Origin of the sequence: Pseudomonas azerbaijanorientalis (assembly GCF_019139795.1) — a bacterium.
Classification (GTDB): Bacteria; Pseudomonadota; Gammaproteobacteria; order Pseudomonadales; family Pseudomonadaceae; genus Aquipseudomonas; species Aquipseudomonas laurylsulfatiphila.
The window spans coordinates 1,287,069-1,309,625 of sequence record NZ_CP077078.1; the positions used below are offsets into that span (position 1 = coordinate 1,287,069).

The 22,557-nt window shown below is 62.3% G+C and carries 20 protein-coding genes; 12 read left to right on the plus strand and 8 right to left on the minus strand.

What is annotated here, in order from left to right:
- Positions 1–17 precede the first annotated feature (17 nt).
- The 4 genes from rnc to pdxJ all read left to right on the plus strand — a co-directional run bounded on the left by rnc (position 18) and on the right by pdxJ (position 3,222).
- Positions 18–707 (plus strand): ribonuclease III, encoded by a 690-nt coding sequence (gene rnc / locus KSS91_RS05640; RefSeq protein ID WP_007973960.1) that lies wholly within the window; start codon positions 18–20, stop codon positions 705–707.
- Entirely contained in the window at positions 700–1,602 is a 903-nt protein-coding gene (era, locus tag KSS91_RS05645; protein ID WP_007973959.1) for a GTPase Era, read from the plus strand. Before rnc ends, era begins: the two co-directional genes overlap by 8 nt.
- A gap of 131 nt (positions 1,603–1,733) precedes the next feature.
- Entirely contained in the window at positions 1,734–2,423 is a 690-nt protein-coding gene (gene recO, locus KSS91_RS05650) for a DNA repair protein RecO (protein WP_217837294.1), read from the plus strand.
- 52 nt (positions 2,424–2,475) lie between these two features.
- A complete protein-coding gene (pdxJ, locus tag KSS91_RS05655) occupies positions 2,476–3,222 on the plus strand; it encodes a pyridoxine 5'-phosphate synthase (protein WP_217837295.1) in 747 nt (248 codons plus the stop codon).
- 126 nt (positions 3,223–3,348) lie between these two features.
- Here pdxJ and mltF read toward each other — a convergent pair whose 3' ends face one another.
- Entirely contained in the window at positions 3,349–4,809 is a 1,461-nt protein-coding gene (mltF, locus tag KSS91_RS05660; protein WP_015093646.1) for a membrane-bound lytic murein transglycosylase MltF, read from the minus strand.
- A 285-nt stretch (positions 4,810–5,094) separates the two neighbouring features.
- On the opposite strand from mltF, the gene purL reads away from it, so the two are divergent.
- Both purL and KSS91_RS05670 read left to right on the plus strand, forming a co-directional pair.
- Complete coding sequence (gene purL / locus KSS91_RS05665) at positions 5,095–8,991, plus strand: phosphoribosylformylglycinamidine synthase (RefSeq protein ID WP_217837296.1); 3,897 nt, start codon at positions 5,095–5,097, stop codon at positions 8,989–8,991.
- Positions 8,992–8,996: 5 nt separating this feature from the next.
- A complete protein-coding gene (locus KSS91_RS05670; protein ID WP_217837297.1) occupies positions 8,997–9,308 on the plus strand; it encodes a YqfO family protein in 312 nt (103 codons plus the stop codon).
- Positions 9,309–9,507: 199 nt separating this feature from the next.
- Here the strand turns inward: KSS91_RS05670 and nagE are convergent, their stop codons facing one another.
- The 7 genes from nagE to KSS91_RS05705 all read right to left on the minus strand — a co-directional run bounded on the left by nagE (position 9,508) and on the right by KSS91_RS05705 (position 18,274).
- A complete protein-coding gene (nagE, locus tag KSS91_RS05675) occupies positions 9,508–11,223 on the minus strand; it encodes an N-acetylglucosamine-specific PTS transporter subunit IIBC (protein WP_217837298.1) in 1,716 nt (571 codons plus the stop codon).
- A 40-nt stretch (positions 11,224–11,263) separates the two neighbouring features.
- The gene (gene ptsP, locus KSS91_RS05680; RefSeq protein WP_217837299.1) at positions 11,264–13,780 is read right to left on the minus strand and encodes a phosphoenolpyruvate--protein phosphotransferase; all 2,517 of its coding nucleotides are present in this window, start codon (positions 13,778–13,780) and stop codon (positions 11,264–11,266) included.
- Between the two features lie 156 nt (positions 13,781–13,936).
- Positions 13,937–14,959, minus strand: a complete 1,023-nt coding sequence (locus KSS91_RS05685; protein WP_086780430.1) for an SIS domain-containing protein — start codon at positions 14,957–14,959, stop codon at positions 13,937–13,939.
- Positions 14,940–16,046 carry an N-acetylglucosamine-6-phosphate deacetylase gene (gene nagA / locus KSS91_RS05690; protein WP_217837300.1) on the minus strand — a complete coding sequence of 369 codons (1,107 nt, stop codon included), beginning with the start codon at positions 16,044–16,046 and terminating at the stop codon, positions 14,940–14,942. The genes KSS91_RS05685 and nagA overlap by 20 nt, the downstream gene beginning before the upstream one ends.
- A 35-nt stretch (positions 16,047–16,081) precedes the next feature.
- Positions 16,082–16,813: a GntR family transcriptional regulator gene (locus KSS91_RS05695; RefSeq protein WP_217837301.1), complete on the minus strand. Its 732-nt coding sequence runs from the start codon at positions 16,811–16,813 to the stop codon at positions 16,082–16,084.
- 284 nt (positions 16,814–17,097) lie between these two features.
- Complete coding sequence (locus KSS91_RS05700) at positions 17,098–17,601, minus strand: L,D-transpeptidase family protein (RefSeq protein WP_007973946.1); 504 nt, start codon at positions 17,599–17,601, stop codon at positions 17,098–17,100.
- A 121-nt stretch (positions 17,602–17,722) separates the two neighbouring features.
- On the minus strand, positions 17,723–18,274 hold the full coding sequence (locus KSS91_RS05705) for an NUDIX hydrolase (protein WP_007973944.1): 552 nt from the start codon (positions 18,272–18,274) through the stop codon (positions 17,723–17,725).
- 147 nt (positions 18,275–18,421) lie between these two features.
- Between KSS91_RS05705 and KSS91_RS05710 the strand changes: the two genes are divergently transcribed.
- The 6 genes from KSS91_RS05710 to KSS91_RS05735 all read left to right on the plus strand — a co-directional run bounded on the left by KSS91_RS05710 (position 18,422) and on the right by KSS91_RS05735 (position 22,413).
- Positions 18,422–19,021 carry a CoA pyrophosphatase gene (locus KSS91_RS05710; protein ID WP_007973942.1) on the plus strand — a complete coding sequence of 200 codons (600 nt, stop codon included), beginning with the start codon at positions 18,422–18,424 and terminating at the stop codon, positions 19,019–19,021.
- Positions 19,022–19,066: 45 nt separating this feature from the next.
- Positions 19,067–19,591: a gamma carbonic anhydrase family protein gene (locus tag KSS91_RS05715; RefSeq protein ID WP_095964847.1), complete on the plus strand. Its 525-nt coding sequence runs from the start codon at positions 19,067–19,069 to the stop codon at positions 19,589–19,591.
- Positions 19,588–19,803: a DUF1289 domain-containing protein gene (locus KSS91_RS05720; protein ID WP_015093657.1), complete on the plus strand. Its 216-nt coding sequence runs from the start codon at positions 19,588–19,590 to the stop codon at positions 19,801–19,803. The genes KSS91_RS05715 and KSS91_RS05720 overlap by 4 nt, the downstream gene beginning before the upstream one ends.
- A 135-nt stretch (positions 19,804–19,938) precedes the next feature.
- A complete protein-coding gene (locus tag KSS91_RS05725) occupies positions 19,939–20,406 on the plus strand; it encodes a VUT family protein (protein WP_217837302.1) in 468 nt (155 codons plus the stop codon).
- A gap of 77 nt (positions 20,407–20,483) precedes the next feature.
- Positions 20,484–21,665, plus strand: a complete 1,182-nt coding sequence (purT, locus tag KSS91_RS05730; RefSeq protein WP_217837303.1) for a formate-dependent phosphoribosylglycinamide formyltransferase — start codon at positions 20,484–20,486, stop codon at positions 21,663–21,665.
- A 199-nt stretch (positions 21,666–21,864) separates the two neighbouring features.
- Positions 21,865–22,413, plus strand: a complete 549-nt coding sequence (locus KSS91_RS05735) for a hypothetical protein (RefSeq protein ID WP_007973932.1) — start codon at positions 21,865–21,867, stop codon at positions 22,411–22,413.
- Positions 22,414–22,557 lie beyond the last annotated feature (144 nt).

Below are 22,557 nucleotides of genomic sequence, written 5' to 3' on the forward strand. Positions count from 1 at the left end.
CTCAGCGTGGGTAAACCGTGAGCGTCTCCTTAAGCCGTCTAGAGCGTCAGCTCGGCTACACCTTCAAGGATCAGGAACTGATGGTCCTGGCCCTGACTCACCGCAGTTTTGCCGGGCGTAACAACGAGCGCCTGGAATTCCTCGGTGACGCCATCCTCAACTTCGTCGCCGGCGAGGCGTTGTTCGAGCGTTTCCCGCTGGCCCGCGAAGGCCAGTTGTCGCGTTTGCGCGCACGCCTGGTGAAAGGTGAGACCCTGGCCGTACTGGCCCGTGGTTTCGATCTGGGCGAGTACCTGCGCCTGGGCTCCGGCGAGCTGAAAAGCGGCGGTTTCCGTCGCGAGTCGATTCTGGCCGATGCCCTCGAAGCGCTGATCGGTGCGATCTACCTCGATGCCGGCATGGAAGTGGCCCGCGAGCGTGTGCTCGCCTGGCTGGCCGGAGAGTTCGAAGGCCTGACGCTGGTCGACACCAACAAAGATCCGAAGACCCGCCTGCAAGAGTTCCTGCAGTCCCGTGGTTGTGAGCTGCCGCGTTACGAAGTGGTGGATATCCAGGGTGAGCCGCATTGCCGGACGTTCTTCGTCGAATGCGAAATCATCTTACTGAATGAAAAAAGCCGAGGTCAGGGTGTGAGCCGTCGTATTGCCGAACAGGTAGCGGCCGCCGCAGCACTGATTGCCCTGGGTGTGGAGAATGGCAATGACTGATACAAACGCAACGCGCTGTGGCTATGTTGCCATCGTCGGCCGTCCGAACGTGGGCAAGTCCACGCTGCTGAACCACATCCTGGGTCAGAAGCTGGCGATCACCTCGCGCAAGCCGCAAACCACCCGCCACAACATGCTCGGTATCAAGACCGAGGGCGACGTGCAGGCGATCTACGTCGACACCCCCGGTATGCACAAGGGTGGCGAGAAGGCCCTGAACCGCTACATGAACAAGACCGCTTCGGCGGCGTTGAAAGACGTCGACGTGGTGATCTTCGTGGTCGACCGCACCAAGTGGACCGAAGAAGACCAGATGGTGCTCGAGCGCGTCCAGTACGTGACCGGCCCGCTGATCGTGGCGCTGAACAAGACCGATCGCATCGAAGACAAGGCCGAGCTGATGCCGCACCTGAGCTGGTTGCAGGAGCAGCTGCCGAATGCGCAGATCATCCCGATTTCCGCGCAGCACGGGCATAACCTCGATGCACTGGAGCGGGTGATTGCCGAGCACTTGCCGGAAAACGATCACTTCTTCCCGGAAGACCAGATCACCGACCGCAGCAGCCGCTTCCTCGCCGCCGAGCTGGTGCGCGAGAAAATCATGCGCCAGATGGGCGCCGAGCTGCCGTACCAGATCACCGTTGAAATCGAAGAGTTCAAGCAGCAGGGCAAGACCCTGCACATCCATGCCTTGATCCTCGTCGAGCGCGATGGCCAGAAGAAAATCATCATTGGCGACAAGGGCGAGCGCATCAAGCGAATCGGCACCGAAGCGCGCAAGGACATGGAGCTGCTGTTCGACTCCAAGATCATGCTCAACCTGTGGGTCAAGGTTAAGGGCGGCTGGTCCGATGACGAGCGCGCATTGCGTTCGCTGGGTTACGGCGACCTGTAATACCCCGAAAGCCCCTCTGTAGGAGCGAGCTTGCTCGCGATGGACTTGAGAGCGCCGCGTTCATTCAGAAAGCCCGCGTTATCGTTATCCACCATCGCGAGCAAGCTCGCTCCTACAGTATGTGAGACTTGATGTCCTCAACTCCGCCCATCGCCCAACCCGCCTACGTCCTGCACTCGCGCGCCTACCGTGAAAACAGTGCGCTGGTGGATTTCCTGACGCCGCAAGGCCGGCTGCGGGCGGTGTTGCGCAGTGCGCGAGGCAAGGCCGGGACGCTGGCACGGCCATTCGTGCCATTGGAAGTCGAGTTCCGGGGCAAGGGCGAACTGAAGAACGTCGGGCGCATGGAAAGTGCCGGTGTTTCTACCTGGCTCAATGGCGAGGCGCTGTTCAGCGGTCTTTACCTCAATGAGCTGCTGATTCGCCTGTTGCCTGCCGAAGATCCCCATCCCGCCGTATTCGAACATTACGCCGCGACCCTGCTTGCTCTGGCCGAAGGTCGGGCGCTGGAGCCGTTGCTGCGTTCGTTCGAATGGCGCTTGCTCGATGATCTTGGCTACGGATTCTCACTGACTGCGGATATCCACGATGAGGCCATCGCCCCCGACGGTCTCTACCGTTTGCAAGTGGATGCCGGGCTGGAGCGGGTCTACCTGCTGCAACCGGGTCTGTTCAACGGCACCGAACTGCTGGCGATGGCCGATGCCGACTGGAGCGCACCGGGTGCGTTGTCGGCGGCCAAGCGTTTGATGCGTCAGGCATTGGCCGTGCATCTGGGTGGACGCCCACTGGTTTCCCGCGAGTTGTTTCGAAAGCCGTAATTTCCCCGTGTATGCTGTGCACCGAACTTTCTCTTCTTCTGGAGCGCTTTCCGTGACCACCAGCACCCGTATTCTTCTTGGCGTGAACATCGACCACGTTGCCACCCTGCGTCAGGCCCGGGGCACCCGTTATCCGGACCCGGTCAAGGCAGCACTGGACGCGGAAGAGGCGGGGGCTGACGGCATCACCGTGCACCTGCGCGAAGACCGCCGGCACATTCAGGAGCGCGACGTTCTGGTGCTCAAGGATGTGCTGCAAACCCGCATGAACTTCGAAATGGGCATCACCGAAGAAATGATGCAGTTCGCCGAACGCATCCGCCCGGCGCACATTTGCCTGGTGCCGGAAACCCGTCAGGAGCTGACCACCGAAGGCGGGCTGGATGTAGCGGGACAGGAAGCGCGGATCAAGGCGGCGGTCGAACGCCTGTCGAAGATCGGCTCCGAAGTGTCGCTGTTCATTGACGCCGACGAGCGTCAGATCGAAGCCTCGCGCCGTGTTGGCGCCCCGGCCATTGAACTGCACACCGGGCGTTATGCCGATGCCGAGACACCGACCGAAGTCGCCGAAGAACTCAAGCGTGTCGCCGATGGCGTGGCCTGCGGCCTGGCCCAGGGCCTGATCGTCAATGCCGGGCATGGCCTGCATTATCACAACGTTGAAGCCGTGGCCGCGATCAAGGGCATCAACGAGCTGAACATCGGGCATGCGCTGGTGGCCCATGCGTTGTTCGTTGGCTTCAAGTCGGCGGTGTCGGAGATGAAGGCGCTGATTCTGGCGGCTGCTGCCAAATCTTAAAGCCAACAGATTGCCAATGTGGGAGCGGGCTTGCTCGCGAAAGCGGTTTATCAGTCAACATCTCTGTTAGCTGACACTCCGTCTTCGCGAGCAAGCCCGCTCCCACATTTGATCTCGGTTGTTCTGTCAGAGCGGCGCAGGCTCTTGAGCCGGCTTGCTCTTGTCGATCCCCGGAACCAGCAGTTTGCCCTCGGCGACCTGGTCGCCTTCAAGCTGTGGCTGGGTTACCCAGGTCAGGATGTCGTAGTAGCGACGGATGTTCGCCACGAAATGCACCGGTTCGCCGCCGCGGGCGTAGCCGTAGCGGGTCTTGCTGTACCACTTTTTCTCGGACAGGCGCGGAAGGATCTTCTTCACGTCCAGCCATTTGTCCGGGTTCAATCCTTCCTTGGCCGCCAGTTTGCGCGCGTCGTCCAGATGGCCGCTGCCGACGTTGTAGGCCGCCAGGGCAAACCAGGTACGGTCCGGTTCCTGGATCGAGTCGTCGAGCTGTTCTTTGATGTAGGCCAGGTACTTGGCGCCGCCCATGATGCTTTGTTTCGGATCGAGGCGGTTGGACACGCCCATGGCCTGCGCGGTGTTCTGGGTCAGCATCATCAGGCCGCGAACACCGGTCTTGGACGTGACGGTCGGTTGCCACAGGGATTCCTGATAGCCGATGGCCGCCAGCAGGCGCCAGTCGACTTTCTCTTTCTTGGCGTAGGACTTGAAGTGCTGTTCGTACTTGGGCAGGCGTTGCTGCAAGTGTTGGGCAAAGGTGGTGGCGCCCATGTAGCCGAGAACGTCGACGTGCCCGTAGTAACGATCCTTGAGGCGTTGCAGGGTGCCGTTTTTCTTGACCTTGTCGAGGTAGTCGTTGATTTCGTTGAGCAGGCTGTTGTCGTCGCCTAGCCCGACAGCCCAGCTCTGGTTGCTGGCGTCACCGAGGTCGAAGGCGACCCGGATGTTGGTGAAGTACACCTGGTTCATCGCGACTTCGTTGGAGTCGACCAGCGTCAGGTCGATCTGACCTTCGTCGACCATGCGCAGGAGATCGACGACCTCGACTGCGTCAGACTCTTCGTATTCGATGCCGGGAAATTTCTGTTTCAGCTTTGCCAATTGTTCGGCGTGGGTGCTGCCCTTGAGCACCATGATTTTCTTGCCCACCAGGTCCTTGGCGTCGGTCGGCCGTGACTGGCCGTTGCGGTAGATGACCTGCGGGGTGACTTCCAGATAAGAGTGCGAGAAGCGCACCTGCTTCTTGCGTTCTTCGCTGCTGACCAGACCGGCAGCCGCCAGCACCGGGCCGTTGGGCTTGCCTACCTGGTTGAACAGGTCATCGAGGTTGTCGGCGGTCTCGATCTTGAGCTCGACCCCCAGATCGTCGGCGAAGCGCTTCACCAGCTCGTATTCGAAGCCGGTTTCACCGTTGCGATCCTGAAAGTAGGTGGCGGGGCTGTTTCGGGTAACCACCCGCAGCACGCCATCCTCCTTTACGCGCTCGAGCGTGTTGGGTTTATCAACACAGGCGCCGAGCATCAGGAAGAGTCCGGTTGCGATCAGCCATTTGGCGTACCGCGGACGCAAAGCCATTGGGAAAAACATCTGCGCAGTATACGCAAAGGACCACGGGCGCCATATCTCGACAGTGAAGGGCGAGTCTGCTAGAGATCACAAATCCGGCCGAAACCCCGCAGGAACGGGCCTTGTCTGCATTTTGTCACAGTAAAAATAAGCTGTCGTCACACGCCCGGTTAACCTGACTTTCGGGGCAGAAACACAGATCGACACCCGAGTGCAACCGTGCGTAGCGTTTCGGGTGATGTCGCGGGCTGTTTAGGCTAGAATGCACGGCCTCAAAGCACACCCCTTCCCGAGGCTGTCCCGAAGATGTTGATCCTGCGCGGCGCTCCTGCCCTTTCCGCCTTTCGCCACAGCAAGCTCCTTGAGCAACTGAGCCAGAAGGTTCCGGCTGTCAGCGGCCTGTATGCTGAATTCGCTCACTTCGCCGAAGTTACCGGCGTCCTGACCGGCGACGAACAGCAGGTGCTCGCGCGCCTTCTGAAGTACGGTCCAAGCGTTCCGGTACAAGAACCGACCGGTCGTCTGTTTCTGGTACTGCCGCGTTTCGGCACCATCTCGCCGTGGTCGAGCAAGGCCAGCGATATCGCCCGCAACTGCGGCCTGGCGAAAATCCAGCGCCTGGAGCGCGGCATCGCGTTCTACGTGGCCGGCCAGTTCAGCGACGCTGAAGCCCAGTTGATCGCTGACGGTCTGCACGACCGCATGACCCAGATCGTCCTGGGCAACCTCGAACAGGCCGCCGGCCTGTTCAGCCACGCCGAACCGAAACCCCTGACCGCCATCGACGTGCTGGGCGGCGGCCGCGCCGCGCTGGAAAAAGCCAACACCGAGCTGGGCCTGGCCCTGGCCGAAGACGAGATCGACTATCTGGTCAACGCCTTCGTCGGCTTGAAGCGCAACCCACATGACATCGAACTGATGATGTTCGCCCAGGCGAACTCCGAGCACTGCCGTCACAAGATCTTCAACGCCAGTTGGGACATCGACGGCCAGAGCCAGGATAAAAGCCTGTTCGGCATGATCAAGAACACCTACCAGATGCACAACGAAGGCGTCCTGTCGGCTTATAAGGACAACGCTTCGGTGATCGTCGGTTCCGTGGCCGGTCGCTTCTTCCCGGACCCTGAAACCCGCCAGTACGGCGCGGTGCAGGAACCGGTGCACATCCTGATGAAGGTCGAGACCCACAACCACCCGACCGCGATTGCTCCGTTCCCGGGCGCGTCCACCGGTTCCGGTGGCGAAATCCGCGACGAAGGCGCCACCGGTCGCGGTGCCAAGCCGAAAGCCGGCCTGACCGGTTTCACCGTGTCCAACCTGCAGATCCCGGGCTTCGAACAGCCGTGGGAAGTGCCATACGGCAAGCCTGAGCGCATCGTTACCGCGCTGGACATCATGATCGAAGGCCCATTGGGCGGCGCTGCGTTCAACAATGAATTCGGTCGTCCGGCCCTGACCGGCTATTTCCGTACCTTCGAACAGTCGATCACCACCCCGCACGGTGACGAAGTTCGCGGCTACCACAAGCCGATTATGTTGGCTGGCGGCATGGGCAACATCCGTGAAGAGCACGTCAAGAAAGGCGAGATCGTCGTTGGCTCCAAGCTGATCGTGCTCGGTGGCCCGGCGATGCTGATCGGCCTGGGTGGCGGCGCGGCTTCCTCCATGGCCACCGGCACCAGCTCGGCGGACCTGGACTTCGCTTCGGTACAGCGCGAAAACCCGGAAATGGAACGCCGCTGCCAGGAAGTCATCGACCGTTGCTGGCAATTGGGCGACAAGAACCCGATCAGCTTCATCCACGACGTGGGTGCGGGTGGTCTGTCCAACGCCTTCCCGGAACTGGTCAACGACGGCGACCGCGGTGGCCGTTTCGAACTGCGCAACATTCCAAACGACGAGCCGGGCATGGCCCCGCACGAAATCTGGTCCAACGAATCCCAGGAGCGCTACGTTCTGGCGGTCGGCCCGGCTGACTTCGAGCGTTTCAAGGCGATCTGCGAACGTGAGCGTTGCCCGTTTGCCGTGGTCGGCGAAGCCACTGCCGAACCCCAGCTGACCGTCACCGACAGCCACTTCGGCAACAGCCCGGTGGACATGCCACTGGAAGTGTTGCTGGGCAAGGCGCCACGCATGCACCGTTCGGTGGTACGTGAAGCCGAGCTGGGCGACGACTTCGATCCGTCGACCCTGAACATTGCCGACTGCGTCGAGCGTGTCCTGCATCACCCGGCCGTGGCGAGCAAGAGCTTCCTGATCACCATCGGCGACCGCACCATCACCGGCCTCGTGGCCCGTGACCAGATGGTCGGCCCGTGGCAGGTTCCGGTGGCCGACGTTGCCGTCACCGCCACCAGCTTCGACGTCTACACCGGCGAAGCCATGGCCATGGGCGAGCGGACTCCGCTGGCACTGCTGGACGCTCCGGCGTCGGGCCGCATGGCCATCGGCGAAACCCTGACCAACATCGCGGCCTCGCGCATCGGCAAGATCTCCGACATCAAGCTGTCGGCGAACTGGATGTCCGCTGCCGGTCACCCGGGCGAAGACGCGCGTCTGTACGACACCGTGAAAGCGGTCGGCATGGAACTGTGCCCTGAGCTGGGCATCACCATTCCGGTGGGCAAGGACTCGATGTCCATGGCCACGCGCTGGAACGATGAAGGCGTGGACAAGTCCGTCACGTCGCCAATGTCCCTGATCGTGACCGGTTTTGCGCCAGTGACTGACATCCGTCAGACCCTGACCCCGCAACTGCGCATGGACAAGGGCACCACTGACCTGATCCTGATCGACCTGGGCCGCGGCCAGAACCGCATGGGCGCCTCGATCCTCGCGCAGGTTCACGGCAAGCTCGGCAAACAGGCGCCGGACGTCGACGACGCCGAAGACCTGAAGGCCTTCTTCGCCGTGATCCAGGGCCTCAACGCCGACGGTCACCTGCTGGCTTACCACGACCGTTCCGACGGTGGTCTGCTGACCTCCGTCGTCGAAATGGCCTTCGCCGGTCACTGCGGCCTGAGCCTGAACCTCGACAGCCTGGCGGATTCCTCCGCCGACATCGCAGCGATCCTGTTCAACGAAGAACTGGGTGCCGTGATCCAGGTTCGCCAGGACGCCACCCCGGACATCCTCGCGCAGTTCAGCGCTGCCGGCCTGGGCGATTGCGTGTCGGTGATCGGTCAGCCAATCAACAATGGCGAGATCGGTATCACCTTCAACGGTGACACCGTGTTCGAAGGCCAGCGTCGTCTGCTGCAACGCCAGTGGGCCGAGACCAGCTACCAGATCCAGCGCCTGCGTGACAACGCCGATTGCGCCGAGCAAGAGTTTGACGTGCTGCTGGAAGAAGACAACCCGGGCCTGAGCGTCAAGCTGAGCTACGACATCAACCAGGACATCGCCGCGCCTTACATCAAGAAAGGCATCCGCCCACAGGTTGCCGTGCTGCGTGAGCAGGGCGTCAACGGTCAGGTGGAAATGGCGGCGGCGTTCGACCGCGCCGGTTTCAACGCGATCGACGTGCACATGAGCGACATCCTGGCCGGTCGTGTCGACCTGAACGAGTTCAAGGGCATGGTCGCTTGCGGTGGCTTCTCCTACGGCGACGTATTGGGTGCCGGTGAAGGCTGGGCGAAATCCGCGCTGTTCAACAGCCGCGCCCGCGATGCGTTCCAGGGCTTCTTCGAGCGCAACGACAGCTTCACCCTCGGCGTGTGCAACGGTTGCCAGATGATGTCCAACCTGCACGAGCTGATCCCGGGCAGCGAGTTCTGGCCGCACTTCGTGCGCAACCGTTCCGAGCAGTTCGAAGCCCGTGTTGCCATGGTGCAGATCCAGGAGTCGAATTCGATCTTCCTGCAGGGCATGGCCGGTTCGCGCATGCCGATCGCCATCGCCCATGGCGAAGGTCATGCCGAGTTCGCCAGCGAAGAAGCACTGCTGGAAGCCGATCTGTCCGGTTGCGTGGCGATGCGTTTCGTCGACAACCACGGCAAGGTCACCGAAAGCTACCCGGCCAACCCGAACGGCTCGCCGCGCGGTATCACCGGTTTGACCAGCCGTGACGGTCGCGTGACCATCATGATGCCGCACCCGGAGCGTGTGTTCCGCGCCGTGCAGAACTCGTGGCGTTCGGATGACTGGAACGAAGATGCACCGCTGATGCGCATGTTCCGTAATGCTCGTGTGTGGGTTAACTGATAGCGATGTACAAGCTCAGCTTCTTTGTTCCGACCAGTCATGTGGAACAGGTCAAAAGTGCCGTATTCGCTGCCGGTGGCGGACGGATCGGTGCTTACGACCACTGTGCATGGCAAGTGTTGGGTCTGGGCCAGTTTCGTCCACTGGACGGCAGTCAGCCGTTCATTGGCGAGGCAGGGCAGGTCGAACAGGTCGAGGAATGGAAAGTCGAGCTTGTAGTGGCTGATGAGTTGATTCGCTCGGTGGTGGTGGCTCTGAAACAGAGCCATCCCTACGAGACACCGGCTTATGAAGTGTGGCGGCTGGAGGATTTCTGATTCTCCGCTGCTGAAATGAAAAACCCGCTGAAAGTGATTTCAGCGGGTTTTTTATTGCGCCGTTTAACGAATGTACACCGATCAGAATTGTGGGAGCGGGCTTGCTCGCGAAGGCGGCGGGTCAGCCAGCATTGATGGTGACTGACACTCCCTCTTCGCGAGCAAGCCCGCTCCCACATGGGGTCCTGACAATCAGACGCTAAACCTTGGCACTGACCTCACTGCGATTGACCAACGCTTCCAACGCCCCACTCAAACTCGCCGCCTTGTCGCCAACCAGCAGATGCCAGATCCCGCCGTCCAGCTGACTCACACCCTGGCAACCCAGCGCTTTCAAATCACACTCCGACAATGCCTTGCCATTGGCCAGTCGCAGGCGGATGCGCGTCATGGCGATGCAGTCGAGTTGCAGCACATTGTCGCCACCCCCCAGCGCATTGAGCCATTGCTGCGCTTCAGGTGTCGCCACGGCGGCCGGTGCAGGCGCATCGATTTCCACTGCCGGCGACGACGCCATGGCACGACCCGGCGCCGGCATCGCTTGGCGAATTTCATCGGCAATCGCATCGGCCATCGGCCCGACCACTACCTGCAAGCTCCCGCCCTTGCCCGGACGCACCACGGCCATGGCGCCGAGCGCCTTTAGATCGGTATCCGAGGCCTTGTTGCGATCCACCATGTCCAGGCGCAACCGCGTGGTGCAGGCGCCAACGGTGATCAGGTTTGCGGCGCCGCCCAAGGCCTTGATGTAAGCCCCAGCGCGTTCATTGTCGGCCACCGCCACTTGCGGGGCGGCAGCGCTGGTTTCGCGGCCCGGCGTCTTCAGGTCGAAACGCCGGATGCAGTAATCGAACACCACGTAATAGATCACGGCATACGCCAGGCCCACCGGAAACACCAGCCAGCCGTTGGTGGATTTGCCCCAGCCCAGGACCATGTCGATGAAGCCGCCGGAGAAGGTGAAGCCCAGGTGAATGTTCAGCGCATTGGTGACGGCCATCGACAGGCCGGTCAGCAACGCATGCAGCAGAAACAGCAGCGGCGCGAGGAACATGAAGGCGAATTCGATCGGCTCGGTCACGCCGGTCAGGAACGCGGTCAGGGCCATCGACAGGAATATCCCGCCCATCACCTTGCGCCGTTCCGGCAGGGCGTTGCGGTACATCGCCAGGCACGCGGCGGGCAGGCCGAAGATCATCACCGGGAACATGCCGGTCATGAACTGGCCGCCTTTCGGGTCGCCGGCGAAGTAGCGCGACAGGTCGCCGGTGACCAGCGCACCGGAGGTGGGGTCGGTGAAATTGCCGAACACGAACCACGCCATGTTGTTGAGGATATGGTGCAGCCCGGTGACGATCAGCAGGCGGTTGAACACGCCGAAGACGAACGCACCAAGGCTGCCACTCTCCATCATCAGCGTGCCGAAGCTGTTGATGCCGTGCTGGATCGGCGGCCAGATATAGCCGAACACCACGCCCAGGCCCACGGCGGCGAACCCGGTGACAATCGGCACGAACCGTCGGCCACCGAAGAACGCCAGGTACTCCGGCAGCTTGATGTCCTTGAAGCGGTTGTACAGCGCGCCGGCCATCAGGCCGCTGACGATCCCGGCGAGCATGCCCATGTTGATGCTCGGGTCGAGGACCTTGAGGGTGGCGATCATCACCAGGTAGCCGATCACGCCGGCAAGTCCCGCCGTACCGTTGTTGTCCTTGGCGAAACCGACCGCGATGCCGATGGCGAAGATCATCGCCAGGTTGGCAAAGATCACCTGGCCGGCGTCATGGATGATCGCGATGTTCAGCAGGTCGGTATCGCCCAGACGCAGCAGCAGGCCGGCAATCGGCAGGATCGCGATCGGCAGCATCAGCGCGCGGCCGAGGCGTTGCAGGCCTTCAATGAAAAGTTGGTACATGGCGGATCTCCCTGGATTTTTGTTCTTCTTTTGTAAAGAGCTAGCTCAGAGGCCAGTGCTGGTGACAGGCATGACGCACGGCACTGGCGCTGCTCAGCTTGAGCAGGTCATGGCTGATGCGCCGGCATTCGCTGGCGTCGAGATGACGCACGCGGTCCTTGATTTCACCGATCTGTACCGGGCTCACCGACAGCTCGCTGACTCCCAGGCCGATCAGCACCGGCGTGGCCAGTGGATCGGACGCCAGTGCCCCGCACACTCCGACCCAACGCTTGTGCTGCGCCGCACCGGCGCAGGTCTGGGCGATCAACCGCAGCAGGGCCGGGTGCAACGCATCGACGCGCGCGGCGAGCCCTGCGTGGTCGCGGTCCATGGCCAGGGTGTATTGCGACAGGTCGTTGGTGCCGATGGACAGGAAGTCCGCGTGCTCCGCCAGTTGCTCGGCCAGCAGCGCGGCGGCCGGCACTTCAATCATCACCCCCAGCTCCGGGCGTTGCGTCAGACCCAGTTCGGTACACAAGGCGTCGAGGCGCTGGCGGATGTGCAGCAGTTCATCGACTTCGGTGATCATCGGCAGCAGGATCCGGCAGCGTGACAACGGGCTCAGGTGCAGCAGCGCGCGCAGTTGCTGGTCGAGCATTTCCGGGCGGACCTGGGCCAGGCGAATGCCGCGCAGGCCGAGCACCGGGTTGGCCTCGGCGGGCAGTGGCAGGTAATCGAGTTGCTTGTCGCCACCGACGTCGATGGTGCGGATGATCACTGACTTGTCGCCCATGGCATCGAGCACGGCTTGATAAGCCTGGTGTTGTTCCTGTTCATCCGGGGCGGTGTGGCGGTCGACGAAGAGAAATTCGGTGCGCAGCAAGCCGACGCCGTCGGCGCCATTGGCCAATGCGTCTGCCGCTTCCGTGCTGGACGCCACGTTGGCGGCGACTTCGATGCGCAGGCCATCGGTGGTCAACGCCGGTGTGTGCGCCTGGGCCTGTTGTTCGGCCCGGCGTTGTTGCTGTTGCTGTTGCAGCTGGCGCACGTCGGCCAGGCGCTGTGTGCCGGGGGTCAGTTCGAGGCGGCCGCCGTCGGCGTCCAGCACCACCGGTTGCCCCTGTTGCTGATCGAGCAGCGTCGAGCCCAGTGCGACCATGCACGGCAGGCCTTTGCCCCGGGCCAGAATCGCTACGTGGGAGGTCGCACCGCCCTCGGCCATGCACAGCCCGGCGACGCCTTGCTGGCTCAGTTGCAGCAGATCGGACGGAGTCAGTTCATGGGCCGCGACGATGGCGCCGGCCGGCACGTCGTAATGCCAGGTATCGCCGAGCAATACGCGCAGCACCCGTTGCTTGAGGTCGCGCAGGTCATTGGCGCGTTCGGCGAGCAATGTACTGCCGGTTTGCTGGAGCACTTCGCATTGCGCGTCGATGGCCTGGCTCCAGGCGTGGGTCGCAGCTGTGCCCTGGTCGACGGATTGGCTGGCAGCGTCGAGCAAGGCCGGGTCTTCGAGCAGCGCCAGGTGTGCGGCGAAAATGGCCTCTTCAGCGCTGTCCTTGTGTTTTTTTGCCTGGGCCAGGGTGTGGTCGATTTCGCTGCGCACCTGGCTCAGTGCCGCGTCCAGAACCTGGTGTTGTTGTTGCGGATCATGATGGCCGGCATCCGCTGGCAGGCTGATCGCATTCAGTCGAAACAGCGGCCCGCCGACCAGGCCCGGCGCCGCGCAAACGCCGTGCAACACACCGGCTTCGGCGGGGCGATTGCGTTGGGCGATCGTCGGTGGCGCGGCGGCGTGAGTGTCTTCGGCCAGGGCTGTGGATAACGCGGTGAGCAAGGCTTGCAGCGCGGCTTCGGCATCCGGGCCCTGGCAACTGACCTGGACTTCTGCCTGCTCGCCGATGGCCAGCCCCATCAGGCCAATCAGGCTGTCGCAGGTGGCCGACTTGCCGGCGAAGTGCAGTTGCGATTTGCTTTTGAAACCTTGTGCGGTCTGACGGATCAACGCCGCCGGCCGCGCGTGCAGGCCGCCACGGTGCGCTATGCGTACGAGGCCGACAATCTCTGCGCCGGCAAACTCGATATCGACCTCTGCGGTCGATGTCTGTCGACGAATGATGTGCAGCAGCGGCTCACCGACTTTCACCGATTTGAGGGTGATGGGCCGCGCCTGAAAGTCCTGGCTGTTAGTGAGGATCAGCAGGCTGACCAGGCTTTTGCACTGTTGCGCGACCTTGTCCAGGTCGTAGCGCAGCAGGGGTTGGCCATTGGCGACGCGCGCCCCTTCCTTGACCAGCATCGAGAAGCCCTGGCCCTGCAACTCGACCGTGTCGAGGCCCAGGTGCAGGAGCAATTCCGCGCCGTTGTCGGCACGCAAGGTCAGTGCGTGACCGGTGCGCGCGACATGCACCACCACCCCCGCGCAGGGGGCGTGGAGCGTGTCGTTGAGCGGATCGATAGCGATGCCGTCGCCCATGGCGCCGCTGGCAAACACCGTGTCCGGGACTTTGGTGAGCGTGAGCACCGGGCCGCTGAGCGGGGCGCTTAAAGTCAGCTCTTTATTGTTGTTATGCATGGCTCGGTCTCATCAAAAAATACAGTTCGGATCAACGTGCCCCCTGTAGGAGCGAGCTTGCTCGCGAAGAACCTGAGAACAACGCGTTCATTCAGGAAACACGCGTCATCGTTGACGTCCATCGCGAGCAAGCTCGCTCCCACAGGGGACAATGATTCAATGGGTGCGGGTGACTTTGCTCAAGTGCCGCGGCTGGTCCGGGTCCATGCCGCGGGCCACGGCCAGGCCGGCGGCCATCACGTAGAAACTCTGGATCGCCAGAATCGGGTCGAGGGCCGGGTGTTCGGCGCGGGTCAGGGTCAGGTCGCGCTCGCGCACGTCATCCGGCGCGGCCAGCAGGACACGGGCGCCGCGCTGGCGCATGTCGGCGGCCAGGCTCAGCAGACCGGCCTGTTCGGCGCCCCGTGGGGCAAACACCAGCAGCGGGTAGTTGTCACCGATCAGGGCCATCGGGCCGTGACGGACTTCGGCGCTGCTGAAGGCTTCGGCCTGGATCGCCGAGGTCTCTTTGAATTTGAGCGCCGCTTCCTGGGCGATGGCGAAACCGGCGCCACGGCCGATCACCATCAGCCGCTGGCAATCGCGCAAGGCCTCGATGGCCGGGCTCCAGTCCTGTTGCGCGGCGTTGCGCAGGCCGTCGGGCAAGGCCAAGCCGGCCTCGAGCAGTTCGGCGTCTTCCTTCCAGTGCCCGATCAACCGCGCGCTGGCGCTCAGGGTGGCGATGAAACTCTTGGTCGCAGCGACGCTGCTTTCAGTGCCGGCACACAGCGGCAGGCTGAACTCACAGGCGGCTTCCAGCGGCGAGTCCTCGGCATTGACCAGCGAAATGCTCAAGGCGCCGCGCTTGCGCAACAGGCGCAGGCTGTTGACCAGGTCCGGGCTTTGCCCCGATTGCGAGAAGGCAAATGCCACCTGGCCGCTGACCTTCAGCGGCGCCTGCTGCATGGTCACCACCGACATCGGCAACGACGCCACCGGAATGCCCAGTAGCTGCATGGTCAGGTAGGCGAAGTAACTGGCGGCGTGGTCGGAACTGCCACGCGCCACGGTCATGGCCACTTGCGGCGGCTGACGACGCAGGCGTCCGGCGATCTCGATCATCTGCGGGTCGAGTTGCTGCAATTGGGCTTGCACGGCCTCGAACGAGGACAGCGCCTCTTCAAGCATTTTTGAAGTCAATGTCTTCTCCTTCGACCATGACGGCGGTCAGTTTCAGTGAGCGATCCAGCCGCACGCAGTCGGCCCAGGCCCCTGGTTGCAGGCGCCCGCGTTCGGTGAGGCCGAGGTAGTCGGCGGGGAATTGCGACAGACGCTGCGAGGCTTCGGCGATGGGCAGGCCGATTTTCACCAGGTTGCGCAGGGCCTGATCCATGGTCAGGGTGCTGCCGGCCAGGGTGCCGTCGGGCAGGCGCACGCCGCCCAGGCACTTGGTCACGGTGTGGCTGCCGAGTTTGTACTCGCCGTCGGGCATGCCGGCGGCGGCGGTCGAGTCGGTGACGCAGTACAGGCACGGGATCGAGCGCAGGGCGACGCGGATGGCGCCGGGGTGCACGTGCAGCAGGTCCGGGATCAGTTCGGCGTACTTCGCGTGGGCCAGTGCGGCGCCGACAATCCCCGGCTCGCGGTGATGCAGCGGGCTCATGGCGTTGTAGAGGTGGGTGAAGCTGCTGGCGCCGGCCTCCAGCGCTGCGACGCCTTCCTCGTAACTGCCCAGGGTGTGGCCGATCTGCATGCGGATGCCGCGGCGGCTGAGGTCGCGGATCAAGGCATCGTGACCGGCGATTTCCGGGGCAATGGTGATCACCCGGATCGGCGCCAGTGCCAGGTACGCTTCGACCTCGGCCATCAACGCGGTGTGGGCGAAGTTGGGTTGCGCGCCGAGCTTGCCGGGGTTGATGTAGGGGCCTTCGAGGTGCACACCGAGCACCCGCGCGCAGCCTTGTGGCCGCTGTTCACAGAATTCGCCGACGGCTTCGAGCACGCTGGTGATCTCTTCGCTCGGTGCCGTCATGGTGGTCGCCAGCAGCGACGTGGTGCCGAAGCGCACATGGGTTCGGGTGATGGTTTCGAAGGCGGGCGTGCCTTCCATGATGTCTTTGCCGCCACCGCCGTGAACGTGCAGGTCGATGAAGCCCGGCAGCAGATAAGGCAGGTCGTTGTCCGCCGGATCGCAAGGGACGCCTTCGATGGACACGACCTTGCCGTGGGCGTGGACCAGTCGGCCGCGAACCCAGCCGTGGGCTGTGAGGATGTTGTCTTCGGACATGTCGGGATCTCGGTTTTTAACGGCCGGCTGTTTTGTCAGCGACGCAGCTCGGCGACAAAGTCGTAGTAGTCGTTGCGGCAATAGGTGTCGGTGACTTCGATGGGCGTGTTGTCTTCCAGGTAGCCGACCCGGGTCATCAGCAGCATGGCGGTGCCGGGGGCGATGCCGACCAGCGCGGCGAACTCGTCCGTGGCGTTGATCGCCTGGATGTGCTGCAAGGCGCGCACCACCGGCTTGCCGATGCCGTCGAGGAATTCGTAGAGGGAATCACCCACCGCTTGCGGCTTGGGAATGATCGAGGCGGGCAGGGTGCTCATCTCGATGGCCATCACGGTGTCGTCGGCCTTGCGCAGGCGTTTGAGCCGCGCGACCTTGTCGTTGGGCGACAGGCCGAGGCGGATCAGCTCTTCGTGGGTCGGCAGGGTGATTTCCCGCTCCAGCCATTGCGAGCCGGGCACAAACCCCTTGAGCCTTAGCATTTCACTGAAACCGGAAAGGCGCGACAACGGTTGTTCGAGGCGCGGCGTGATGAAGGTGCCGGAGCCCTGGTTACGGCGGATCAGGCCTTGTTCGAACAACACTTCCAGCGCCTTGCGGGCGGTGACGCGGGAGATACCCAAGGTCTCGCTCAGATGGCGCTCCGACGGCATGGCCTGTTCGGCTTTCCACTGGCCGGCATGGATCGCCGCTTCCAGATTGCGTGCCAGTTGCAGGTACAACGGCGTGGGTTGGGTGTCGTCGGGGCGCAGGGCCTGTAGGTCGTTCATGTAGGCATTGTCCGATGCGGATATAGGATTGTTGTCGCCCGGTTGTGAGGCGAAACTAATACCACTTGCATACCATGTCAACGCGAGTGTTTTACAGGAATAGGTCGATTCTGGCCGGCTTGAGGCTGGGTGGTTTGAAGTGGTATTAGCGGTAGGCTTTAAAACGACAAAGATCGCAGCCTGCGGCAGCTCCTACAGAGCGAAATGGTATTCACCCCGTAGGAGCTGCCGCAGGCTGCGATCTTCTGATTTTATTTTTTGATGCCGACCAATGGTCGAAGGAATTACGGACGAATCTCGATCATCGTGCCGTCCGGCACCAGGTTCCAGACTTCACGCATGTCCATGTTGCGCATGGCGATGCAGCCGTCGGTCCAGTCCAGGGTGTGGAACAGGTCTTCCGGGGTGTCTTCGGTATCCGGGGTGCCGTGGATCATGATCATGCCGCCGGGCTCGACGCCTTCACGACGGGCGCGGGCCGAGTCGCTGATGTTCGGGTAGGAAATGTGCATCGCCAGGTTGAATTTATCGCTGACCTTGCGCCAGTCGACCCAGTAGAGGCCTTCCGGGGTGCGCTTGTCGCCTTCCATCAGTTTCGGCCCCTTGGGACGCTTGCCCAGGGAAATGCGATAGGTCTTGAGCGGCTTGCCGTCATTGATCAATTGCAATTGATGGGAAGACTTGAGAACCAGGATTTTCTCGATGACCTTGCCGTCCAGGGGTTCCAGGGCAGAAGCCTGGGACACCGCGACGAAAGACAAACAGAACAGGGCAAGCAACCAGCGCATTGAAACGATTCCCCAGGAGGTGTCGCGACTATTTATTTATAGATGTTTTTGTGGGAGCCGCCGAAGGCTCGGGCCGCGTTCGTACGATTTTTCAGCGGCTACGAATGATACCAATATGGCATCAGATAATGGCAGGCTGAGCAAGCGGCGGAATCGATTCAGACCGTACGGGATAGACCTCGGTCCGCCGGTCGGCGAAGAAGCATTCTAAGGTACGGCCCACCGTGCGGAAAGCCAGCTCATCCCAAGGAATGTCCGCTTCGTCGAATAGTTGCACTTCCAGGCTCTCGGGGCCTGCAGAAAAATCCAGGTCCGCAAGCGTGGCACGGAAGAACACATGCACCTGGCTGATGTGTGGCACATCGATCAGGGTATAGATGCTCAGGTTGCGCACCCGGGCGCAGGCTTCCTCGGCGGTCTCGCGAATGGCGGCCTGCTCGATGGTCTCGCCGTTTTCCATGAAACCGGCGGGCAGGGTCCAGTAACCGCGGCGCGGCTCGATGGCCCGCCGGCACAGCAACACCTTGCTGCCCCAGGTCGCCACGCAGCCGGCGACGATATTGGGGTTCTGGTAGTGGATGGCCTGACAGCTGTCGCAGACAAAACGCAGGCGCGAATCGCCCTCGGGAATGCGCTGGGTCACCGGGTTACCGCACTGGCTGCAAAATTTCATGCTGGGGTTCCTGAATGCTGCGCCTATCTTGGCGTGAGGCAGTGCCGGTCGGCAAGTTGTCGTTTCGCGACATGGGGCGGTTGCGGGGGTTGGGCGACCGCAGCGATTGGTGCATGATGCCGGGTAAGGCACAAATCGAGAACACTCATGCTGGACGAGCTACTGCATCGGGTTAGTAACCACACTCCACGCACACTGGAGACCGATCGTCGTTTTCCCGAGGCCGCGGTGCTGGTGCCCATCACCCGCAGTGACGAACCCGAATTGGTGTTGACCCTGCGTGCCAGCGGCCTGTCGACCCATGGCGGCGAAGTCGCTTTCCCCGGTGGTCGCCGCGACCCCGAAGACTCCGACCTGATTTTCACCGCCCTGCGTGAAGCCGAGGAAGAAATCGGCCTGCCGCCGGGGCTGGTCGAGGTGATCGGCCCGCTCAGTCCGCTGATCAGCCTGCATGGCATCATGGTCACGCCCTATGTCGGGGTGATCCCGGATTTTGTCGAATACCGGGCCAACGATGCCGAGATTGCCGCGGTGTTCAGCGTGCCCCTGGAATTCTTCCGCAAAGACCCCCGCGAACATACCCATCGCATCGACTATCAGGGCCGCAGCTGGTACGTGCCGAGCTATCGCTTTGGCGAATACAAGATCTGGGGGCTGACGGCGATCATGATCGTCGAGTTGATCAACCTGCTGTATGACGCCAAAATCAGCCTGCATCAACCTCCCAAAAGCTTTATCAATACCTGAAGCCATCGTTCGAATGGCACTGCCCGAGCCCTGAGGAAAACAACAATGAAATACCGCCTGGGCGACGCCCGTGTCCAAACCCATCCACAGAGCTGGGTCGCCCCCAATGCCGTGCTGGTGGGCAAGGTCAAGCTGGAGGAGGGCGCCAACGTCTGGTTCAACGCCGTGTTGCGCGGCGACAACGAGTTGATTCTGATCGGCAAGAACAGCAACGTCCAGGACGGCACCGTGATGCACACCGACATGGGCTATCCGCTGACCATCGGCACCGGCGTGACCATCGGCCACAACGCCATGCTCCACGGCTGCACCGTCGGCGACTACAGCCTGATCGGCATCAACGCAGTGATTCTCAATGGCGCGAAGATCGGCAAGAACTGCATCATCGGCGCCAATTCGCTGATCGGCGAAGGCAAGGAGATTCCGGACGGATCGCTGGTCATGGGTTCGCCCGGCAAAGTGGTGCGCGAATTGACCGAGCCGCAAATCAAGATGCTGGAAGCCAGCGCTGCCCACTATGTGCACAACTCGCAGCGTTATGCCCGCGATCTGGTCGAGCAGGAAGAATGACGGCCACTGAACGCCCGGTAGCGTCGCCCTGCGTGAGTATTTGTGCGCTGGATGACGATGACATCTGCACCGGTTGCCAGCGCACGGTTGAGGAAATCACCCGCTGGAGCCGCATGACCAACGACGAACGGCGCAAGGTGCTGGGGTTGTGTCATGAACGGGCCAAGGCCAGTGGGTTAGTGTGGATGATCGGGGCAAAACCGCGGTTGTAGGAGCGAGCCCGCTCGCGATGGACTCAAGAACACCGCGGGGAACCAGACTCCCCTGCGTTTTCGTTAACGACCATCGCGAGCAGGCTCGCTCCTACAGTATCCTGTGCGGCAAATTCACAGGTGCTTTCCAAGCCTATGCTCTTCCTGATCACCTACATCAGCAGCGTCGTGCTGATCAACTTCGCCTTTTCCACCGCGCCACACCTGGACATCCTCTGGTCGGCCTGGGGCGGGCTGGTGTTTGTGTTGCGCGACATGGTGCAAACCCGTTTCGGGCATGGCGCCCTCGTGGCGATGCTGGTGGCGCTGGTGTTGTCCTACGCCACCTCCGATCCGTCCATCGCCCTGGCCAGCGCCACGGCGTTCGCGGTTTCCGAGTGCATCGACTGGCTGGTGTTCAGCATCACCAAGCGCCCGCTGCATGATCGCCTGTGGATAAGTTCGGCCCTGAGCATTCCCCTCGATACCTTTATCTTCTTCGGCATGATCGACGCCCTGACGCCGGGGGTGATCCTCACCGCCCTGGGCTCGAAATTCGCCGGGGTCACCGCCGTGTGGCTGATCATGGCCTGGCGCCTGCGCAAACAGGCTGTCGTCAGCTGAAGTTCATGTAAAATGCCGCGCTTTCTCCCCATGGGAAGCGTGCTTCCCTCGATGATCCGCTTCTTGAGGACCTTCAGATGACCCGTATCGGAACTCCATTGTCGCCCACCGCGACCCGCGTATTGATGTGTGGCTGTGGCGAGTTGGGCAAGGAAGTGGTGATCGAGCTGCAACGCCTGGGCGTTGAAGTGATTGCCGTGGATCGCTACGCCAACGCGCCGGCCATGCAGGTGGCGCACCGCAGCCACGTGATCAACATGCTTGACGGCGCTGCCCTGCGTGCCGTGATCGAGGCCGAGAAGCCGCATTTCATCGTCCCGGAAATCGAAGCCATCGCCACCGCGACCCTGGTGGAGCTGGAGTCCGAAGGCTTCACCGTGATTCCGACCGCCCGCGCCGCGCAACTGACCATGAACCGCGAAGGCATCCGTCGCCTGGCCGCTGAAGAGCTGGACCTGCCGACCTCGCCGTACCATTTCGCCGACACCTTCGAGGACTACAGCAAGGCCGTCGAAGACCTCGGTTTCCCATGCGTGGTCAAGCCGGTCATGAGTTCCTCGGGCAAGGGCCAGAGCCTGCTGCGCAGCGTCGATGACGTGCAGAAAGCCTGGGACTACGCCCAGGAAGGTGGCCGTGCCGGTAAAGGTCGGGTGATCATCGAAGGCTTCATCGATTTCGACTACGAAATCACCCTGCTGACCGTGCGCCACGTGGGCGGCACCACCTTCTGCGCGCCGGTCGGTCACCGTCAGGAGAAGGGCGACTACCAGGAGTCCTGGCAGCCGCAGGCCATGAGCCCGATTGCCCTGGCTGAATCCGAACGCGTCGCCAAATCCGTGACCGAAGCCCTGGGTGGCCGTGGTCTGTTCGGCGTCGAGTTGTTCATCAAGGGTGACCAGGTGTGGTTCAGCGAAGTCTCGCCGCGCCCGCACGACACCGGTCTGGTCACGCTGATTTCTCAGGACCTGTCGCAGTTCGCCCTGCATGCACGGGCCATTCTCGGCCTGCCGATCCCGTTGATCCGTCAGTTCGGGCCATCGGCTTCGGCGGTGATTCTGGTGGAAGGGCAGTCGACCCGGACCGCTTTCGCCAACCTGGGCGCTGCCTTGAGCGAGCCGGATACCGCGCTGCGCCTGTTCGGCAAGCCTGAAGTCAACGGCCAGCGCCGCATGGGCGTGGCCCTGGCGCGCGACGAGTCGATCGAAGCCGCCCGCGCCAAGGCGACCCGTGCTTCGCAGGCGGTTGTGGTAGAGCTGTAAAACTTCTCGGGCAAGTCTGCAATCCCTGTGGGAGCGGGCTTGCCCGCGAAGGCGTCGGCACATCAAACTAGGTGTTGACTGACCCACCGTCTTCGCGGGCAAGCCCGCTCCCACAGGATCGGTGCCAGGCATCAGGTCGGGGTCGACCTATAATTTGTGGATGCCCAAGACCCTTCATCAATGCTCCAGGCCTGTACCCATGAATTCCCAAAGCATCATCGTCCCGAAAATCTCCACCCTGCCGGTGCACGAGCCCCGGGCCCGGGCCGTTGTGCGCTGGCTGGTGCGCAAGAACATCATCCAGGAAGAGCTGACCACCTGCGGCCGCACCGGCAATCGCATGGCCCATGCCATCGCCGACGGTGCCCGCGCAGTGGTCCTGCACCCCGAAGCCCTGCCGTTCGGTGAGCCGGTCAATGGCCTGGAGATCATTACCAAGCGCTGCATCTATACGCCGGCCAAGGGTTTCCTTGAGGAAGCAGGCTGCGCCGAGTGCCGCAAGGAAGTCGGTGAAGCGCTGTTCGAAAGCCTGGAAGACTGGATGCCGGGGCGCACCGATAACTTCACCTGTCCGGAATGCGGGCATGAAGACGACATCAACGGCTTTCTGTTCCTGCAGGAATGCGGTTTCTCCAACCTCGGATTCATCTTCAACAACTGGGCCGAAGCCGGGTTCAAGCAAAGCTTTCTCGACGAGTTCGCCGACTGGCTCGATCAGCCGGTCAGCTGGGTCAAAGTCGAACTCTGAACTTCTGTAGGAGCGAGCTTGCTCGCGATGAACTTTCAGGCCACGCGGGTTTCCAGGCAACCCGCATTATCGTTCACGACCATCGCGAGCAAGCTCGCTCCTACAAAAAAGCGCCCCGTATGTCAGTAATGCCAATAATAGTCA

Excerpts from the sequence above, each read along its gene's own strand:
- era (WP_007973959.1), top strand. The coding sequence starts at position 700 with ATGACTGATACAAACGCAACGCGCTGTGGCTATGTTGCCATCGTCGGC.
- recO (WP_217837294.1), top strand. The coding sequence starts at position 1,734 with ATGTCCTCAACTCCGCCCATCGCCCAACCCGCCTACGTCCTGCACTCG.
- mltF (WP_015093646.1), bottom strand. The coding sequence starts at position 4,809 with ATGTTTTTCCCAATGGCTTTGCGTCCGCGGTACGCCAAATGGCTGATC.
- purL (WP_217837296.1), top strand. The coding sequence starts at position 5,095 with ATGTTGATCCTGCGCGGCGCTCCTGCCCTTTCCGCCTTTCGCCACAGC.
- KSS91_RS05670 (WP_217837297.1), top strand. The coding sequence starts at position 8,997 with ATGTACAAGCTCAGCTTCTTTGTTCCGACCAGTCATGTGGAACAGGTC.
- nagE (WP_217837298.1), bottom strand. The coding sequence starts at position 11,223 with ATGTACCAACTTTTCATTGAAGGCCTGCAACGCCTCGGCCGCGCGCTG.
- ptsP (WP_217837299.1), bottom strand. The coding sequence starts at position 13,780 with ATGCATAACAACAATAAAGAGCTGACTTTAAGCGCCCCGCTCAGCGGC.
- nagA (WP_217837300.1), bottom strand. The coding sequence starts at position 16,046 with ATGTCCGAAGACAACATCCTCACAGCCCACGGCTGGGTTCGCGGCCGA.
- KSS91_RS05695 (WP_217837301.1), bottom strand. The coding sequence starts at position 16,813 with ATGAACGACCTACAGGCCCTGCGCCCCGACGACACCCAACCCACGCCG.
- KSS91_RS05700 (WP_007973946.1), bottom strand. The coding sequence starts at position 17,601 with ATGCGCTGGTTGCTTGCCCTGTTCTGTTTGTCTTTCGTCGCGGTGTCC.
- KSS91_RS05705 (WP_007973944.1), bottom strand. The coding sequence starts at position 18,274 with ATGAAATTTTGCAGCCAGTGCGGTAACCCGGTGACCCAGCGCATTCCC.
- KSS91_RS05710 (WP_007973942.1), top strand. The coding sequence starts at position 18,422 with ATGCTGGACGAGCTACTGCATCGGGTTAGTAACCACACTCCACGCACA.
- KSS91_RS05715 (WP_095964847.1), top strand. The coding sequence starts at position 19,067 with ATGAAATACCGCCTGGGCGACGCCCGTGTCCAAACCCATCCACAGAGC.
- KSS91_RS05720 (WP_015093657.1), top strand. The coding sequence starts at position 19,588 with ATGACGGCCACTGAACGCCCGGTAGCGTCGCCCTGCGTGAGTATTTGT.
- KSS91_RS05725 (WP_217837302.1), top strand. The coding sequence starts at position 19,939 with ATGCTCTTCCTGATCACCTACATCAGCAGCGTCGTGCTGATCAACTTC.
- purT (WP_217837303.1), top strand. The coding sequence starts at position 20,484 with ATGACCCGTATCGGAACTCCATTGTCGCCCACCGCGACCCGCGTATTG.
- KSS91_RS05735 (WP_007973932.1), top strand. The coding sequence starts at position 21,865 with ATGAATTCCCAAAGCATCATCGTCCCGAAAATCTCCACCCTGCCGGTG.